The 18,685-nt window shown below is 36.6% G+C and carries 18 protein-coding genes; 8 read left to right on the top strand and 10 right to left on the bottom strand.

Annotated features, from left to right (window positions below):
• Positions 1-42: 42 nt before the first annotated feature.
• Complete coding sequence (locus tag ABH942_RS01670; protein WP_370029262.1) at positions 43-1,791, bottom strand: ABC transporter ATP-binding protein; 1,749 nt, start codon at positions 1,789-1,791, stop codon at positions 43-45.
• Between the two features lie 202 nt (positions 1,792-1,993).
• On the opposite strand from ABH942_RS01670, the gene ABH942_RS01665 reads away from it, so the two are divergent.
• The 4 genes from ABH942_RS01665 (at position 1,994) to yajC (ending at position 4,901) form a co-directional block, all read left to right on the top strand.
• The gene (locus ABH942_RS01665; protein WP_140001184.1) at positions 1,994-3,097 is read left to right on the top strand and encodes a Glu/Leu/Phe/Val dehydrogenase; all 1,104 of its coding nucleotides are present in this window, start codon (positions 1,994-1,996) and stop codon (positions 3,095-3,097) included.
• Between the two features lie 118 nt (positions 3,098-3,215).
• Positions 3,216-4,124 (top strand): transcription antitermination factor NusB, encoded by a 909-nt coding sequence (nusB, locus tag ABH942_RS01660; protein WP_370029432.1) that lies wholly within the window; start codon positions 3,216-3,218, stop codon positions 4,122-4,124.
• 17 nt (positions 4,125-4,141) lie between these two features.
• On the top strand, positions 4,142-4,618 hold the full coding sequence (locus ABH942_RS01655; RefSeq protein ID WP_370029261.1) for a DUF1573 domain-containing protein: 477 nt from the start codon (positions 4,142-4,144) through the stop codon (positions 4,616-4,618).
• A 7-nt stretch (positions 4,619-4,625) separates the two neighbouring features.
• On the top strand, positions 4,626-4,901 hold the full coding sequence (gene yajC, locus ABH942_RS01650) for a preprotein translocase subunit YajC (RefSeq protein WP_140001186.1): 276 nt from the start codon (positions 4,626-4,628) through the stop codon (positions 4,899-4,901).
• Positions 4,902-4,950: 49 nt separating this feature from the next.
• Here yajC and ABH942_RS01645 read toward each other — a convergent pair whose 3' ends face one another.
• The 6 genes from ABH942_RS01645 to ABH942_RS01620 form a co-directional block, all read right to left on the bottom strand.
• Entirely contained in the window at positions 4,951-5,526 is a 576-nt protein-coding gene (locus ABH942_RS01645; RefSeq protein WP_370029260.1) for a YdeI family protein, read from the bottom strand.
• 6 nt (positions 5,527-5,532) lie between these two features.
• Positions 5,533-6,774, bottom strand: a complete 1,242-nt coding sequence (pepT, locus tag ABH942_RS01640) for a peptidase T (RefSeq protein ID WP_370029259.1) — start codon at positions 6,772-6,774, stop codon at positions 5,533-5,535.
• 76 nt (positions 6,775-6,850) lie between these two features.
• Positions 6,851-7,468, bottom strand: coding sequence for a hypothetical protein (locus ABH942_RS01635; RefSeq protein WP_370029258.1), 618 nt, complete (start codon positions 7,466-7,468; stop codon positions 6,851-6,853).
• A 5-nt stretch (positions 7,469-7,473) separates the two neighbouring features.
• Positions 7,474-8,223, bottom strand: coding sequence for a hypothetical protein (locus ABH942_RS01630; protein ID WP_370029257.1), 750 nt, complete (start codon positions 8,221-8,223; stop codon positions 7,474-7,476).
• Between the two features lie 21 nt (positions 8,224-8,244).
• The gene (locus tag ABH942_RS01625) at positions 8,245-8,625 is read right to left on the bottom strand and encodes a VOC family protein (protein WP_370029256.1); all 381 of its coding nucleotides are present in this window, start codon (positions 8,623-8,625) and stop codon (positions 8,245-8,247) included.
• A 3-nt stretch (positions 8,626-8,628) separates the two neighbouring features.
• Positions 8,629-9,000 carry a VOC family protein gene (locus ABH942_RS01620; protein WP_370029255.1) on the bottom strand — a complete coding sequence of 124 codons (372 nt, stop codon included), beginning with the start codon at positions 8,998-9,000 and terminating at the stop codon, positions 8,629-8,631.
• A gap of 142 nt (positions 9,001-9,142) precedes the next feature.
• On the opposite strand from ABH942_RS01620, the gene ABH942_RS01615 reads away from it, so the two are divergent.
• The 4 genes from ABH942_RS01615 (at position 9,143) to guaB (ending at position 14,595) form a co-directional block, all read left to right on the top strand.
• Entirely contained in the window at positions 9,143-10,162 is a 1,020-nt protein-coding gene (locus ABH942_RS01615; RefSeq protein ID WP_370029254.1) for a quinone-dependent dihydroorotate dehydrogenase, read from the top strand.
• Between the two features lie 80 nt (positions 10,163-10,242).
• Complete coding sequence (locus ABH942_RS01610) at positions 10,243-11,106, top strand: hydroxymethylglutaryl-CoA lyase (protein WP_370029253.1); 864 nt, start codon at positions 10,243-10,245, stop codon at positions 11,104-11,106.
• A 100-nt stretch (positions 11,107-11,206) separates the two neighbouring features.
• Positions 11,207-13,051 (top strand): tetratricopeptide repeat protein, encoded by a 1,845-nt coding sequence (locus tag ABH942_RS01605; protein WP_370029252.1) that lies wholly within the window; start codon positions 11,207-11,209, stop codon positions 13,049-13,051.
• A gap of 71 nt (positions 13,052-13,122) precedes the next feature.
• On the top strand, positions 13,123-14,595 hold the full coding sequence (guaB, locus tag ABH942_RS01600; RefSeq protein WP_370029251.1) for an IMP dehydrogenase: 1,473 nt from the start codon (positions 13,123-13,125) through the stop codon (positions 14,593-14,595).
• 54 nt (positions 14,596-14,649) lie between these two features.
• Here guaB and ABH942_RS01595 read toward each other — a convergent pair whose 3' ends face one another.
• From ABH942_RS01595 to purB, 3 genes are all read right to left on the bottom strand, one after another.
• Positions 14,650-16,524: a monovalent cation:proton antiporter-2 (CPA2) family protein gene (locus tag ABH942_RS01595; protein ID WP_370029250.1), complete on the bottom strand. Its 1,875-nt coding sequence runs from the start codon at positions 16,522-16,524 to the stop codon at positions 14,650-14,652.
• 1 nt (position 16,525) lies between these two features.
• Entirely contained in the window at positions 16,526-17,131 is a 606-nt protein-coding gene (locus tag ABH942_RS01590; RefSeq protein ID WP_370029249.1) for an NAD(P)H-dependent oxidoreductase, read from the bottom strand.
• Positions 17,132-17,285: 154 nt separating this feature from the next.
• Entirely contained in the window at positions 17,286-18,632 is a 1,347-nt protein-coding gene (purB, locus tag ABH942_RS01585; RefSeq protein ID WP_370029248.1) for an adenylosuccinate lyase, read from the bottom strand.
• Positions 18,633-18,685 lie beyond the last annotated feature (53 nt).

Here is an 18,685-nt window from a genome sequence, read left to right as displayed (position 1 = left end):
GGAAACCAAAAATCTAAAAAATAGCTGAATTAAACAACATTTTTATAGGATTTCTTTTTCAGAAAGTTGTTTCAGATACAAGTCTTTGTAATAACCTTCCTGGTTTACCAATTGATTATGAGAGCCTTGTTGGATGATTTTTCCATCGTCAAGAATAATGATTTTGTCTGCGTTTTTGGCTGATGAAACTCTATGGCTTACCAAAATAGTTGTTTTGTCTTTACAGAATTCAAGAAGGTTATTCAGGATCGCTTCTTCGGTTTCTGTGTCAACGGCAGACAGACAGTCGTCAAGCAGTAAAATGTTGGAATCTTTGATGATTGCCCTTGCAATAGAGATACGCTGTTTTTGTCCGCCCGATAATGTAATTCCTCTTTCACCGATTACAGTCTGGTACTGTTCGTTGAACCCTATAATATTAGTATGGACAACCGCTTTTTTCGCTGCTTCGATTACTTCTGCTTCTGTAGCGTTTTCCTTTCCGAACTTGATGTTGTTCATAATCGTATCTGAAAACAAGAAAGCGTCCTGAGGTACAAAAGCAATACTGTTTCTGACATCATGAAGGTTCAGGTCTTTGATATTGTGGCCATCAATAGTGATTTCGCCGTCCTTAATATCATACAATCGACTAATAAGGTTTAAGATGGTCGATTTTCCGGAACCTGTTTTTCCAAGAATAGCCAGTGTTTCTCCTTTTTGTATCGTGAAACTTACTTTATTTAAGGCTGTGATGTTGGTGTCCTCATAAGTAAAGCTAACATGGTTGAACGTTATTTTTCCATCAATGATTGAGCTTTCTAATGTTTTGTTTTTGATTTCCGGTTGTATTTTCAGGAATTCGTTGATTCTTTTTTGTGACGCTTCTGCCTCTTGTATCATAGATGAAACCCATCCTAAAGAAGCCACCGGCCAGGTTAGCATGTTGATGTAAAGTATGAATTCTGCAATGACACCGATACTTTTTATAGAGCCGTTAATATACATCATACCTCCAACGTAAATCACGACAAGGTTACTCATCCCGATTAGCAAAATCATTAGCGGACCAAACAAAGCGTTGGTTTTGGCAAGTCTCATGCTCTTTTCACGGCTTTCTTCTGACAGATCAGAAAATTCGCCCTGTGATTTTTCTTCGAGGCTATACGCTTTAATAACTCGGATTCCAGAAAAGACTTCCTGAGTGTAGCTTGAAAGTTGTGAAAGATTTTGTTGGAAAATTCCACTCCTTATATTGATTTCGTTGCTGAGTTTAAATATCAGATAAGAAAGAATTGGCAAAGGCAATAAAGTATATAAGGTAAGCTTTGGCGAAATAATATACATCTGTACGATTACCACGGCAAAACGGATAAAGGTGTTGATGGTATACATAACCGCTGGACCAACATACATCCTGACCTTGCTAACATCTTCACTGATACGGTTCATCAGGTCGCCTGTCCTGTTTCTTTTATAGAAATTCTGAGAAAGATTTTCGTATTGCCTGAAAACTTCATTTTTTAAGTCGAATTCTACATAACGTGACATTACAATTAATGTCTGACGCATTAAAAAAGTAAGAACGCCTGCAATAATCGTAGTAATTAAAACCCATACAATATTTTCGAGAAGAATATTTTTTGTGGTTTCAGAATCAAACTCTTTCTGCGTCAGTGCATTGATAGAATTTCCGATTAGCTTTGGTGTGTAAAGGGAAAAAAACTGGGCAGCAATTGTGGTAATAATTCCTAATAAAAAATGGTATTTATATTTGGTGAAATATTTGTTTAAATATTGAAGTTCTTTCATTGTATTTGCAAAAGTGATAAAATAATTTATTTTTTTTTGTTAAAAATATGAGTAAAATATTTTTTTATTTAAAATGTAAAAAAGCTATTTTCATTAATGGATTGCTAATAAAGGTTAATTTCATTGCAAAGTTTTGATTTAAATCTTAATTTTGCGACATCTTTTTGATGAAATCATAATTAACCACTTAATAAAAGATAGTATGATAACAGAAGTAGCAAAAGCAAGTGAGCTTCACAAAATCGACCCGGTTTTTGGACAATTATCATTTGACAATCACGAACAAATCGTATTTTGTAATGACAAAGATACTGGTTTGAAAGCAATAATCGGCATTCATAACACAGTTTTAGGACCAGCTTTGGGTGGAACAAGAATGTGGAAATATACCAACGAATGGGAAGCTCTTAATGACGTTTTGAGACTGTCTAGAGGAATGACTTTTAAATCTGCTATCTCAGGATTGAACCTAGGAGGTGGAAAAGCCGTCATTATTGGCGATTCAAAAGTTGACAAAACTCCAGAAATGATGATAAAGTTTGGTGAATTTATTAATTCACTAAGCGGAAAATATATTACTGCTGAAGATGTAGGTACTACAACTCCAGACATGGACCTGATCAGAGATGTTACTCCTTATGTAACAGGTATCTCTCAATCAAGAGGTGGTTCTGGAAACCCATCGCCTGTAACAGCTTTTGGTGTTTACATGGGAATGAAAGCAGCAGCTAAGTACCAATTTGGTTCTGATAACCTGGATGGTAAAAAAATCCTGGTTCAAGGAACTGGAAACGTAGGTGAGACACTTATCGACCACCTTACAAAAGAAGGTGCTTTGGTACAAATCACTGACATCAACGAAGCTAGATTGAAAGAAATCAGTCAAAAATATGGCGCTCAGATTTTTACAGGAGAAGATATTTACAGTGCTCCAGTTGATATTTATGCTCCATGTGCATTGGGTGCTACAATTAACGATGCTACAGTAAACAAAATCCAGGCAAAAATCATTGCTGGTGCTGCTAACAACCAATTGGCTAATGAAGAAATCCACGGAAAAATCCTGAAAGACAGAGGTATTGCTTATGCTCCTGATTTCTTGATCAACGCTGGAGGTATCATTAATGTATATGCTGAAATTGTTGGTTATGATAGCGCTGAGGCTTTGAGAAGAACTGAAAACATCTACAATACTACATTGGAGATCTTCAATTTTGCTGAAACAAACGGTATTACTACGCACCAGGCAGCTTTATCTATTGCTCAAAAACGTATTGACGACAGAAAAAAAGAAAACGCTAAATAATAATTTAGGGTTTCAATAATATTACTATTTTTGCAAAGCGAAAGAAATCTCTTTCGCTTTGTTAATTTTTAAAAGTTCTTATAAGGTGTTAAATAGAAGACATATCCGTGTAAAAGTAATGCAGTCAGTATATGCCATGCATCAAAACAATTCCGATAATCTTGAAAAAGAAGAAAAATTCTTATTTTACAGTATCGAAAATATTCAAGATTTATACCTTATTATGCTGTCCTCTTTGGTAGAAATCCAAAAAAGAGAAGAAGATTTTCTTGACAAGTCCAGCAAAAAACACCTCGCAACTCCTGACGAGCGTAATCCTAATAAGAAATTCATCAACAATCATGTATTGCAGTTGCTGCTTGAAAGCAATTCTTTAAGCATGGCTTTGGAGAATAGAAAAATCAATGACTGGCATTTGAATGATGATTATATCAGAATTCTTCTGGAAGAAATTAAAAACAGTGACCTTTATAAAGAGTACATGAGCAATCGTGTAAACAATTTTGAAGAAGACAAACGCTTTGTTGTTACGGTTTTTACAGAATTGATTGCTCCAAATGAAAAACTTTACGAATATCTTGAAGATAATAAGTTGACATGGATTGATGATATTCCGTTAGTGAATACGCATATTGCCAAGCAGCTAAAAGCCTTGAAATCTACAGACGAAGATTTTTCAATCCCAAGAGTATACAAAGATTCTGAAGATAAGGAATTTACTAAAAATCTATTCCGAAAAACGGTTTTGAATGAACCGGAATTGTCAAAAGAATTTATCGATAAGACTCCAAACTGGGATTCAGACAGGATAGCTGAAGTAGATACGATTATCTTAAAAATGGCTATTTGTGAGTTATTAAAATTCCCTTCTATACCTGTAAAAGTAACTATTAACGAATATTTAGAAATAGCAAAAGAATATTCTACGCCAAAAAGCAGTATTTTTATCAACGGAATTTTAGACAATTTGGTAAAAGACTACCAAACAGCAAATAAATTAAATAAAACCGGAAGAGGTTTGATGTAACTTAAATACTCATGATCATGATTAAAAAAACTGTAGGTTTACTAGCAATTGCAACGCTATTATTAAGCGCTTCTTGCAAAGAAAATGCGTCTTCAAAAATCGAGGCTTCCAATGTTCAGGAAACAGCCATGCGTGAAGAAGCAGCCGGAAAAATACCGGTAATGACCTTTAAAGAAAAAGAATTTGATTTTGGAACAATCAAAGAAGGTGACAAAGTAGAACACGTTTTTACGTTCACTAACACAGGTAATGCTGATTTGATTATTGCTGATGCTAAAGGAAGCTGTGGTTGCACGGTTCCTGAGTATAAGAAAGAAGCAATCAAGCCAGGAGAAACCAGTACAATGAAAGTTACTTTTGATTCTACTGGAAAACCAGGAAAACAACAAAAGTCTGTAAATATTACGGCTAATACAGCTAACGGAAACGAATTATTAACTATTAGAGCAGAAGTTACACCTAAAGCAGGTGGAATTGGAGTGACAAATCACTAAGATTATTATGGAACAATACGCAAATTTACTTTTATTCGGTGGAATGTTTGTGGTCATGTACTTTTTCATGATCAGGCCTCAACAAAGAAGAGCTAAAGCAGAAAAAGAATTTGAAACCGGTCTTAAAGTAGGAGACAAGGTGATTACAAAAAGTGGTCTTCACGGAAGAATTGCTGAACTTGCAGAAAGAACTGTTGTTCTTGAAACAATGTCAGGAAAACTAAAAATGGAGCGTTCTGCAATTTCTTTGGAATTGAGCAAAATGGCAAACGAAGCTAAATAATCGTTTTCTATAAAAAAATAAAAAGTCCCGAGCAATCGGGACTTTTTTATTATCTGTATTTGTCATTCAGGCCAATTCCTTCTAAAATCATTGGTCTGATTTTTTCAAATCGTGCGATTTTTGTTTTCTCCTGCTTGGCACTTTCGATATATTCTAAGAATTCTCGCTGTTTAAAAGGAGTAAACGATTCAAAAGCTTTTTTCAGACCAGAATCAGCGTTGAATTGGTTTTCCATGAATTCAGAAACAATAGCTTCTTTTTTTGCAGGCTTGATTGAAAGTCCAGCATTTTCATTTTCAATAGCTTCCCTGATATAAGAAAGCACCAATTTTTCATCTACTTCTTCCTTAGACTGAAAACGCCATTGCCTTAAGGATTTTGTAACACCTTCATTGGCATTGACCAATACTTTTTTCGGGTCTTTCAGAAAAACACCATTGTAAAACCAAATGGTAAAAAAGTTTTTAAAACCGCCAATTGCCAGGACATTTTTATTGTTTAAGGTGTAAACGGGAGCTCCCCATTTAATAGCCTCAACTAATTCTGTCTTGATAATAATCGACTTCAGGAAATCCAACTCTTCTTCCCATTGATTGGTTTTATCCCATGTATGTTTTTCTTCCATACACGCTTATTTTTTTGCGGCAGTCAGTTCAGCAATTTTTACAATAACTTCAACTGCTTTCTGCATGCTTTCTACAGGAACATATTCATATTTGCCATGAAAATTATGTCCACCAGCAAAAATATTTGGGCAAGGAAGTCCCATATACGAAAGTTGGCAACCGTCTGTTCCACCTCGGATTGGCTTGATGATTGGTTTGATGCCCAATTCTTTCATTGCTTTTTCAGCAATATCAACAATATGCATAACCGGTTCTACTTTTTCTTTCATGTTGTAGTACTGGTCTTTGACTTCGGCAGTAGCGATATCACCTCCGAATTGTTCTGCAAATTTCTTGTTGATTTTTTTCGTGATTTTTTCAACCAGTTTTTTTCTTTTTTCGAACTTTTTCTTATCGTGGTCACGGATAATCAATTCCAATACGGTTTCTTCAATCGTACCGTTCAGGTGATGTACGTGGAAAAATCCTTCATAACCTTTTGTTCTTTCAGGTACTTCGTCTTTTGGTAATTTTGAAAGGAATTTGTTTGCAATCAGCATAGAGTTGATCATTTTTCCTTTAGCATAACCGGGATGCACGCTTTTTCCTTTGAAAGTAATCTTTGCACCGGCAGCATTGAAGTTTTCATATTCCAATTCGCCAATCTGGCTTCCGTCCATAGTATAAGCCCAGTCTGCATTGAATTTTGCCACATCAAATTTATGAGCACCACGTCCAATTTCTTCATCAGGAGTAAAACCTACTCTGATTTTTCCGTGTTTGATTTCAGGATTCTGGATCAGGTATTCCATTGCTGTAACAATTTCTGTAATTCCCGCTTTATCATCTGCACCAAGAAGTGTAGTACCATCGGTAGTGATAATAGTCTGTCCTTTGTATTGCAACAGGTCCTTGAAATAGCTAGGAGAAAGTACAATATTTTGTTCTTTATTTAAAACAATATCGCCACCATCATAATTTTGTATAATCTGCGGCTTGATGTTTGCGCCCGTAAAATCCGGAGTTGTATCAAAATGCGAAACAAACCCGATTGTTGGCACGTCATGATCTACATTGCTTGGCAGTGTAGCCATGATATAAGCATTTTCGTCAATCGTAACGTCTTCCATTCCGATTGCCTTTAATTCTTCTACTAATTTATTAGCCAGATCCCATTGTTTTTCTGTACTTGGAGTTGTATTTGAATTTGGATCCGATTCCGTATCAATTGTCACATAACTGATAAAACGGTCAATGATATGTTGCATACTATAAGTTTAAAAATGTGTCGCGAAGTTACGATTTATTTAAGTTTTTCTTATTTTTTGTGTCAAGGTTTAACGATTATTTATCGAGTATCCGGAACTCTTTTTCAATATTCAATCGTGCCTGGTTTTCATATTTATTTTGGAAATATTCTGTTTTGAAAATGCTTTCCATGTCCAGAAAATGCTCCAGTACTTTTTTTCGCCCGTTGTTGTAGAGAAAATCAGGATAAAGACTGTATTCCTTTCGGATTTGCTGATAGTAAACAGCATACGTTTCCCAGTCTTTTCCTAAAACGGATAAGTCGGCATCAGTAAAAAAGTTAGTGTCATTATCCGCAAAACTATGTGATTTTGTGGCGAGTATCTGATTCTCGCATTTGATAATTTTTTCTTCCGAGTAACCAATTTGGCGAAGGCGGTCTGCTGCTAACAAAGCACTTTCTTCTTCATTGTTACTTTTGAAAGACTTGTAAATAATGTCATGATAGAATAGGGAAAACTGTAGCGTATCCCAATCTTCAAATTTTCCGTGTATAGGTTTCAACTCTCCAAAAAGATTTTCCAGATGCAAAAGTGTGTGATAATGCCTTTTGCCTGAACTATAATGCTTTTCGATTTCCAGCCAGAATTTTTCTTGCAGAGAAATATCCTGAGTATACGTTTGAAGCAGATTGTTGAACTTTTGTTTTAGCATAGGTATTAGGCTTGACCATTGACACTTAAATCCGTAACTTCATTTTTTGTCAGATTTATTGTTATCCAAAAGAAATAATCGCCACCATCCTTAACAATAAGAGGCTGTTCTTTCCAATCTAAAGTAAAACTACTTTTTTTACTTATGCAATGTATTTGGACTTCTTTTTCATTTTTAGAATTGATAATTACCATACATTGTTTGTTATAATCATTTTCATTGAAATTGCTATAAAATTTAGCCTTGTTTTTTTCTATAGTAGCTTGAATCAGGTCCTTGACTTTTAAAATTTCATCTTCATTTAAAGAGGAATTTTTGCCAATTAAGTCTTTTCCAAAATACTCTTTTGTGTAGGTGAAAAATGTAAAATCAGATTTAGTATCGGTGTAAATTTTTGAATTGATTTGAGAATTATTTTTTAATAATTCAAATTTTAAAGGTCTTGGGCTTAATAACTCAAAATACCCGTTTGTTAAAATACCTTTTTTAAAATAATAAAATGGATCTTGAAAGTAAATAGTGTCGTTCTTTATTGTGTATTTCCCTTTTATGATTGTATCACGATCTAGGCCTCTGTTTAACGAACTGTCTGCAAACATGAAAGTACTGTCTTTGAAAAGTTTTAGAGTTCTTTTATGCCCCAAAGCGGGGTCATTTACAAGGCTGTGACCTACAACTAATTCAGGGTCTTCTTTACAGCTTATAAACATTAAACCGAAAGCTAAAAAAATAAATTTTATGATGTTGTTTCTCATTCTTTATGGTATAGTATAAAATTAATCTCCAACAGTTATCAAATATCCATTACAGTCCTGAATGATAAACTCACGGCTACCGTACACGCGTTTTGTTATTTCCTGAAAGATTGTGGCATTTTTGGAACGAAGCTCTTCATAAAAAGCATCGATTTCAGGAACCCAGATAATCAAATCCGTACATCCTTTTTTGTAATACTCATTTTTGTTTATTTCAAAATCGGCATCTGCTTTTCCGAAATGTATCTGGAATTCATCTCTTTTTACCATGGCATAAACCGGCGGTTCCAGAAAATATCCAATAATCTCGAAACCCAATACATCACGGTAATATTCTGCGGTCTGTACTACATCAGGAACAATGAGCTGTGGAGCGATTCCAATAAGTTTTGGCTTTGTCATAGTCTATTCCTGATTAGGGATGTCCTGCCCAAATTGGAGAATATATCCGTTGTTGTCATAAATTGCAAATTCTCTCATGCCCCATTCAAAGTTTTCTATAGGATAGCAGATATTCGCCTTGTCTTTTAGCTTGTCCCAAAACGAATCAACATCATTTATCGAGATATAAAATGAGCCGGTAAAAGTAGGTTTTACAAATCCTTCATGGCTGTTTGGTTTTGCCAGCATAATTACTATGGAATCTCGATGCAGTGAAGCCCAGCCCCAATCGTCATTTTTTTCATCACAAGTAAAATCAAGCATTTTGGTGTAAAAATCGATGGTTTCATCTAATTTCTCTGTCCAGAGTATCGGGCGTAATTCTTCAAATTTCATAGTACATAGATGTTTCTTCTGTTAAAGATAAAAAAGTTTTGAATGCGTTAGTTTAGATGTTTCAACAAAAAAATCTTTTTAAGCATTTAATAATCGGTGGGATAATTCTATTTTTGCAGGACAACAACACAACACGACTATAATGTACAAATCGGTAATCCGTCCTATACTTTTTGGCTTCGATCCAGAAAAAATCCACTATTTTACTTTTTCCACATTACGGTTTCTAAATAAGATTCCGGGAGCCAAATCCGTTTTTAAATCGCTATACCAGGTCGATGACAAACGCCTGGAACGTGAGGTTTTTGGACTGAAATTTAAAAACCCTGTTGGCCTGGCTGCGGGATTTGACAAAGATGCCAAGTTATATAAGGAACTTTCGAATTTGGGATTTGGTTTTATTGAAATCGGGACACTTACGCCAAAAGGACAGGAAGGTAATCCGAAAAAACGCCTTTTCAGACTCAAAGAAGATTCGGCAATTATCAATAGGATGGGTTTCAACAATGGTGGTGTTTTTGAAGCTGTGGAACGATTGAAGAAAAATAATGGTGTCCTGATAGGCGGAAATATTGGAAAGAACAAGCTGACTCCGAACGAAGATGCGGTTTCAGATTATGAAATCTGCTTTGATGCTTTATATGATTATGTCGATTATTTTGTCGTGAATGTAAGCTCGCCTAATACGCCAAACCTGCGTGCCTTGCAGGATAAAGAACCGTTGACGCAATTGTTACAGACTTTGCAGCAAAAGAATACGACAAAGCCAAAGCAAAAACCAATTCTTCTGAAAATAGCTCCGGACTTGACAGACGAGCAGCTTTTGGATATTGTAGATATCGTAAACGACACCAAAATTGCCGGTGTAATTGCTACGAATACGACAATTTCACGAGAAGGCCTTACGTCAGAAAACCAGAAAGAAACAGGCGGCTTGTCTGGTAAACCTTTGACAAAACGCTCTACAGAAGTCATTCGTTTCCTATCTGAAAAAAGTAATAAATCGTTTCCTATTATTGGAGTAGGAGGTATTCATTCTGCAGAAGATGCTTTGGAGAAATTGGAAGCAGGAGCCAGCCTTGTGCAATTGTATACCGGATTTATATACGAAGGACCGGAATTAATCAAAAAAATCAACAAAAAAATACTTCAAAAAAAGTAAGATTATTCTATAATCTGTTAGCATAAAATTAGGAAAAAACGATTTCGTAAAATAGAATTCTTTCCTATCTTTGGATTTCTATGGAACAAGTTAAAATTATAGAATGTCCGAGGGATGCAATGCAAGGAATCAAGGCATTTATCCCAACCGAAAAGAAAGTGGACTATATCCAATCCTTATTACGTGTTGGTTTTGATACCATAGATTTTGGAAGTTTTGTTTCTCCCAAGGCTATTCCTCAAATGGCAGATACGGCTGAAGTGCTGTCAAAACTTGACCTTTCCCAAACCAATAGCAAACTGTTGGCTATCATAGCTAATACTCAGGGTGCTGAAACAGCTTCAAAACATAAAGAAATACGCTATTTGGGTTATCCGTTTTCCATATCGGAGAATTTCCAGATGCGTAATACGCATAAAACGATTGCAGAATCATTGGTAACTTTACAGGAAATCCTGGACATTGCTAACGCTACCGATAAAGAAGTTGTTGCTTATCTTTCTATGGGATTTGGTAATCCATATGGTGATCCGTGGAATGTAGAAATTGTAGGCGAGTGGACAGAAAAATTATCCGATATGGGTGTCAAAATCCTATCGCTTTCGGATACCGTGGGTTCTTCAACTCCAGAAGTAATCGATTATCTTTTCTCTAACCTGATTCCAAAATACAAACATATTGAGTTTGGTGCCCATCTTCATACAACGCCAGACAAATGGTTTGAAAAAGTTGATGCAGCTTATAAATCAGGATGCAGAAGATTTGACGGAGCCATACAAGGTTTTGGAGGATGCCCAATGGCAAAAGACGATCTGACGGGCAATATGCCGACAGAAAAAATGCTCTCTTATTTTACGGCAGAAAAAGTGGCTACCCACACCAGTCCAATGAGTTTTGAAAGTGCCTATAACGAAGCCACTAAGATTTTTACGGTATACCACTAAATTAAGGCTCGAAATTTGATACCTTTATAGCGGAATTCTAGTTAGAAATAGTTTGCCCAGATCTATAATAAACTTTCTTATAGTATTTATTTGTTTGGTTTTGTCAAAAACCAATAGCTATTCTTTTAACCTACCGAAAGATTCCGTTTCCTATTATTTAGCCGAATCAAAAAAAGTTGTCTATAGTGATTTTAAGCAAGCAGAAAAGCTGCTTAAAAAGGCTGAAACTGTTGCTAAGAAATCAAAAGACCCAATCCTGATTGCAGATGTCGCCCATAATTATGGTGCGAGCTATTATATTGTGGGATCGTATGATATCGCCTTGAAAAAGTTTATGGAAGCTCTTCTGCTATATGAAGAGAATAATAATAAGTTGGGAATAGCCAAATGTCTGATGGGGCAAGGATTGATTCAGCAGGGAATTGGCAGAAATGAAGAAGCTATTAAGCTGTTTAAAGGTGCTAATATCCTTATCCATGAATTGAAAGATGCTGTTTTAGAGAGTAAGGTGTACTTTAATATAGGAATATCTCAGGTTGAGTTGAAGGATTATGAAAGTTCGTATAAGAATTTCCATAAATCGCTGAAATTGGCAGCTCGGAATAAAGATGCGAATATGGAACATCTTTCCTTTAACAGGCTCGGAAATATCCATTACCTGAAAAACGATCTGGATTCATCTGTATATTATTACCAAAAAGTATTAACCGATTCTGATTTCCCTAATGAATGGGAAAGGTCATTTGCCTTTACGGGACTTTCAGAAGTTTACATCAAAAAAGGAAATTACAAAAAGGCACAGGAATATGGACTCAAAGGTTTAGAAGCAGCAAAAATAGCGCAGGCCAAATGGGATATTGCAAGAGCGGCAGAAATTTTGTCGATTGCCTACAAGAATGAAAATAACTATGAGATGGCTTTTAAATATCTGGCAATCTGCAAATCATACAACGATTCGCTATTCAACGATACTAAATTAAAAGAGATCAATCTTCTACAATTAAAACGTAAAGAAGCCGAAAATGAAAAGCTTATAGCAAAAAATGAAGCGGCACAGCACAAGCTAAAAAACACGCGGTTGTTTTCTGTTTCTGTCATATTGTTTATGCTTTATCTTCTGACAATCATTTATCAATACACCAAAAACACGAAGATTAAAGAAAAACTCTACAATGAATTAGAGGTTAAAAATCAGGATATTGAAAATCAAAAAGCACTTATAACAGCCCAAAATCATAATTTGAGTGAATTGAACCAGACCAAAAACAGGTTGTTTTCGATATTATCACACGATTTAAGATCGCCTATTGCTTCGATACAGCAGGTTTTGGGACTGTTGAAGGAAGGAGAAATCAGCGATGAAGAATTAAAAGTGCTCGCCGAGCATCTGATAACGCAAGTGGATAGCACTTCTATTATGCTTAATAATATTTTGCATTGGTCGATGACACAGTTAGACGGAGCCAAGATCAATAAGGAAAATATTGATATGGAAGCCGTAGTTCGGGATTCTATTGCGGCTTTGGAACTGACAGCAAAAGCAAAAGAAATTACAATTGTCCATATCAATTCACATGAAGATGTTATTGTGGATGCAGATAAAGGACACGTGCAGATTATACTCAATAACCTGCTTTCTAATGCGATTAAGTTTACGCCATTGTCAGGAACAATTGAGATAAAATATTCTGAAGATGACCTATTCCATAATATCCATATAACTGATTCCGGAGTGGGAATTTCTAAAGTCAAGATTGAAGAAATCCTAAACTTTGATAAAAGAATGGTTTCTGAAAAAGGAACCGGATTTGAAGAAGGAACCGGTCTAGGGTTACTTTTGGTAAAACAGTTCCTATCTGATAATAACGGTAAACTGGATATTGTATACCATCATGAACAAGGAACTGAGTTTATTGCGGCTTTGCCAAAAGCTAAAAATTTCTAAATAAACAGCCAGATTTCCTTTTCTCCTGAAAATTAACTATATTTGCACGCAATTTAACTACAAATTGCAACATGAAAGCACACTCAACTAAAGTTATAGGAGAAGGACTAACCTATGATGATGTCCTCCTAATTCCCAATTATTCTGAAGTTTTACCCCGAGAAGTAAGCATTCAATCTAAATTTTCACGCAATATCACATTAAACGTTCCAATTGTTTCAGCAGCAATGGATACGGTTACAGAAAGCGCTATGGCAATTGCAATGGCTCAGGAGGGCGGTATCGGCGTTTTGCATAAAAACATGACAATCGACCAGCAGGCTGCTGAAGTACGAAAAGTGAAAAGAGCCGAGTCAGGAATGATTATCGATCCGGTAACTTTGCCTCTAACAGCAACAGTTGGTGATGCCAAACAAGTAATGAGAGAATACAGTATTGGAGGTATTCCTGTGGTAGATGAAAATCAGATACTAAAAGGAATCGTTACCAATCGCGACCTGCGTTTTGAAAAAAACAATACTCGTTCCATCCTGGAAGTAATGACAACAGAAAAATTAGTTACGGCTGGTGAAGGAACTACATTAGAAGTTGCTGAAGGAATACTTCAAAAAAATAAAATCGAAAAACTACCGGTAGTAAATGCTGACTATAAGTTGGTAGGTCTGATTACCTTTAGAGATATTACAAAACTGACACAAAAACCTATCGCCAATAAAGACAGATTTGGACGTTTGAGAGTTGCAGCCGCCTTAGGTGTTACAGCAGATGCGGTACAGAGAGCAGGTGCTTTGGTTGCAGCTGGAGTTGATGCGGTTATTATCGATACGGCTCACGGACATACAAAAGGTGTGGTAGATGTATTGAAAAATGTAAAGAAAAGCTTCCCTGAACTGGATGTTGTTGTTGGAAATATTGCTACTCCAGAAGCTGCTAAATATTTAGTAGAAAATGGGGCAGATGGTATAAAAGTAGGAATTGGACCGGGTTCTATCTGTACGACCCGTGTGGTTGCCGGTGTAGGATTTCCACAGTTTTCTGCTGTATTAGAAGTTGCGGCGGCTGTTAAAGGTTCAGGAGTTCCGGTAATTGCTGATGGCGGTATTCGCTATACGGGAGATATTCCAAAAGCAATTGCAGCTGGTGCTGACTGCGTTATGCTAGGTTCGCTTTTAGCAGGAACAAAAGAATCTCCTGGTGAAACCATCATCTTTGAAGGAAGAAAATTCAAATCGTATAGAGGAATGGGATCGGTTGAAGCTATGCAGGAAGGTTCTAAAGACCGTTATTTCCAGGATGTGGAAGATGATATCAAAAAACTGGTTCCGGAAGGAATCGTTGGACGTGTTCCGTACAAAGGAGAATTGTTGGAAAGTATGCTTCAGTTTGTAGGCGGACTTAGAGCAGGAATGGGCTATTGCGGTTCAAAAGACATTCAGACTTTACAGGAAACAGGTCGTTTTGTTAGGATTACTGCCAGCGGTATAGGTGAAAGCCATCCGCATAATGTGACCATTACAAAAGAAGCGCCAAATTATTCAAGATAATTTTTCTCAACAGTATATACAACCGGAGTTCATTTATGTTCTCCGGTTTTTTTATTAGGCTGAAGTATCTTTTTTCAGATTTTCGCTATCCCAGGCATGATCGTCAGGTCCCATAGGATTGAGCAAGTCGCTTTTGAAAAGTTGTTCCTGCATTTCGATTTCTTCCATAGCCGAAATCATAAACGCTTTCTTGTCATGGCGTTTTTTTGCCAACCTGAAAATTGCATCTTCGTCATATTTGATAAACCGCTGTCCTTGTCGGGTTGCTGAATAACGACGATGGCCCAAATAAACCAAAGCATCGATGCCTAAGTGGACAGCACTATAAAGATTTTCACGGTAGATATTTTCGATTCCCATGTCAATTATCTCAAAGGCATCATTTCTGTTTCGGGCTCTTGCCAGAATTTTCAAATGAGGAAAATGTTTTTTAAGCATTTCAATTACGATGAGGTTTACAGTTGGGTTGTCAATTGCAGCAATAAACAGCTTTGCATTTTCACAACCGGCAGCTTTGAGTAACTCTAATCGGGTAGCATCACCATAATATACCTTAAAACCCATTTTCCGAAGCGAATCCACACGATCAGAATCCAGGTCGAGGATGGTTGCCGGAATCTTATTGGTTTTTAAAAGACGGCCTATTGTACTGCCAAAATTTCCAAAACCGGCAATGATTACCTCATTATGTTCATTGATTTCGTCATAAGTATTGGTTTCTTTCTCTTTTACGCCAAAATAAGGATCAATCAGTCTTTCATTAATCAGCAACAGGAAAGGAGTAGAAATCATACTGATCGCAATAATAGCCATAATCTGATTGGCGAGCATATTCGGGATCATATTCAATTCCATAGAAAAGCTCATGATTACAAATCCGAATTCACCCGCCTGGCTCAATCCGATGGAAAAGATAAAGTTCTGGTCGATTTTTTTATTGTACAGTTTTCCTATTCCTAAGAAAACAAAGAATTTGATCATCGTTAGTATAAATCCAAAAATCAAGATAAAGGCCGGATTTTCGATAATCAGCCTGAAATTGATAGAAGCGCCTACGCCAATAAAAAACAATCCTAAAAGTAAACCCTTAAAAGGTGCAATATCGCCTTCCAGTTCATGGCGGAATTCCGAATTGGCTAAAACGACTCCTGCCATAAAAGCACCCAAGGCCGGGCTTAATCCAACTACCTGCATTAAATAAGAAACACCCAGGACTAACAACAAAGCTGAAGCCGTAAATAATTCTTGTAATCTCGTTTTGGCCACAATATGAAGCAAAGGTACGATGATATATTTCCCGCCAAAATAAATGGCCGCAATAACTCCTGTTACGATTAAGGTCTGTAGCCAACCGTCAAGATTGGAAATCAGGGAATGATGTAAGTCTTCGTCAGGAATTATATTGGAGCTGGAAACCAGTAAAGGTATGATAGCAAGTATAGGAATAACGGCTATGTCCTGAAAGAGCAACACGGCAAAAGAAGAACGACCAACGGATGTTTGCAGCATTCCTTTTTCTTTGAGCGTCTGCAATACGATTGCAGTTGAAGATAATGATAATGCCAGCGAAATAGTCAGTGCCGTTTGCCAGTTCCAGTCAAAAATAATTGAAGAACAGATAAAAAGTACCAAAGAAGTAATGCCTACCTGAAGCGATCCCATGCCTAAAATAAAACGCCTCATTTTCCAGAATTTGTACGGATCTAATTCCAATCCGATTAAAAACAGCATCATGACCACGCCAAATTCAGCAAAATGCATCAGGTCTTGTCCTTCAGATCCTATAAATCCCAAAACAAATGGGCCAATAATAATTCCTGAAAACAGATAGCCTAAGATGGAGCTGAGCCCGATTTTCTTGGCTATCGGGACACAGATTACTGCTGCGGCCAGATAGATTATTGCCTGAAGAAAAAAACTATTTTCCATGTCAAATATTTTTAGATTGCATCCAATCGTTCATGTAGAAAAACTCCTGTAATTCCCGAATGTCAACTTCGTTATTTTCAAGATAGGTAAGCAGCCGTGCGTAATGGGCTCCTTTTTCGTGACAGGTCTGTTCGTCCATTTTGTGCGTGCCGTGAATTACAAAAGGCGGCAGGTATTCCATACGACAGACTTTGGCAGTTTGGCTAAAAGGCCGTAATAGTTCCGGTATTGTAAACAGATGTAATCCTTCTGCCGAATAATTTTCGGCATTGGCACCAGTGGTAATGGCCTGAAAAATGATTTTGTCTTGTAGTGCTAATCCGTGTTTTCCATAAGCCCAGCCATATTCCAGAACCATATCAATCCATTGTTTTAGCAAAGGCGGGCAACTGTACCAATACATTGGATGTTGCCAGATGATAATATCATGTTGTTTTAGCAACTCCTGTTCGCGTTTGACATCGATATCAAGTTCCGGGTAAAGTTCGTATAAATCGTGAAAGGTGATGTTTTCGGAATCCGGGATATGTCCCGCTATAATTCTATTCGCAAAAGATTTTTCGAATAAAGGATGAGCAAACAATATTAAAATTTTGTTCTTAAACATCGATTTAGTTGGTAGTGGTTGGTTGATAGTGTATAGTTGTGGTGTGCTTAGGTAATTTAAATGTCGGGAAAAAAAAGAAATTGGCAAAAAAAAATCTCGAGCAGTATTTGATGTTGTTGCTCGAGACTTTTTATAATGTTTGAAATTTTAAATCTTAGATCCCTAAGTAATTACTTGGCGTAATTACTAGCAATTCTGCTTTTACGCTATCGGAAACATCCAAGGTTTTGATAAAATTATGGATGGATTCTTTATTCATTACTTCATTGGTTCTGGTAAGTCCTTTTAAGGCTTCATACGGATTCGGATAGCCTTCTCTTCTCAGGATAGTCTGGATAGCCTCGGCAACAACAGCCCAGTTTCTTTCCAAATCTTCTTCAAATTTGGCTGCATTCAGTAATAATTTGTTCAGTCCTTTTAAAGTGGCTTCAAAGCCAATAAGCGTATGCCCCATAGGAACGCCAATATTTCTCAATACCGTACTATCAGTAAGGTCTCTCTGTAATCTTGATAATGGAAGTTTGGCAGAAAGGTGTTCAAAAATAGCATTTGCAATTCCAAGGTTTCCTTCTGAGTTTTCAAAATCAATTGGATTAACTTTGTGTGGCATAGCAGATGATCCAACTTCTCCGGCTTTGATTTTCTGCTTGAAATAATCCATGGATACATACGTCCAGATGTCTCTGTCAAGGTCAATTAGAATAGTATTGATTCTTTTGAGTGCATCAAAAAAAGCGGCAAAATGGTCGTAATGTTCAATCTGCGTTGTTGGGAACGAATGCTGTAATCCCAAAGTTCCTTCTACGAAATCTTTTCCAAACTGTTTCCAGTCAATCTGTTTGTAAGCCACATGATGGGCGTTGAAATTTCCGGTTGCACCTCCAAATTTGGCAGCAAAAGGAACATTAAAAAGAAGGCGCATCTGTTCTTCCAATCTTTCTACAAAAACAGCTATTTCTTTACCTAATCGGGTAGGAGAGGCAGGCTGTCCGTGAGTTCTGGCTAACATTGGTACGTTTGCCCATTCTGTACTTAATTCTTTAAGTTTGGCTGTCAGCTCAATCAGTGATTTAAGATATACTTCCTGAAAGGCCTCTTTGGTAGATAACGGAATTGCAGTATTGTTGATGTCTTGAGAAGTCAATCCAAAATGGATAAACTCTTTATATTCGGATAGTCCGAGTTTGTCAAAAGCTTCTTTGATAAAATATTCTACGGCTTTGACATCGTGATTTGTTGTTTTTTCAATTTCCTTGATGGCTTTGGCATCCTCAGCGCTGAAATTTTTATAGATAGCTCTCAGACTGTCAAACAGCGATGCATCTACAGTTTTTAGTTGTGGCAAAGGAATCTGGCAAAGAGAAATGAAATATTCTATTTCAACAAGCACCCGATAGCGGATCAATGCTTCTTCAGAGAAATAGTGTGATAAGGAATACGTTTTGCTTCTATACCGTCCGTCAATCGGAGATATAGCATTTAGTTCAGTTAGCGTTGTCATTTTGTGTTGTTATTAAGCGCAAATATACTTTATCTGCCTGACGTATAAAAGAT

This window comes from Flavobacterium sp. 28YEA47A (genome assembly GCF_041262125.1).
In the GTDB taxonomy this organism is placed as follows: domain Bacteria; phylum Bacteroidota; class Bacteroidia; order Flavobacteriales; family Flavobacteriaceae; genus Flavobacterium.
The sequence above is the reverse complement of the archived record's forward strand: the minus strand, read 5'-3'. Positions and strand labels throughout refer to the sequence as shown.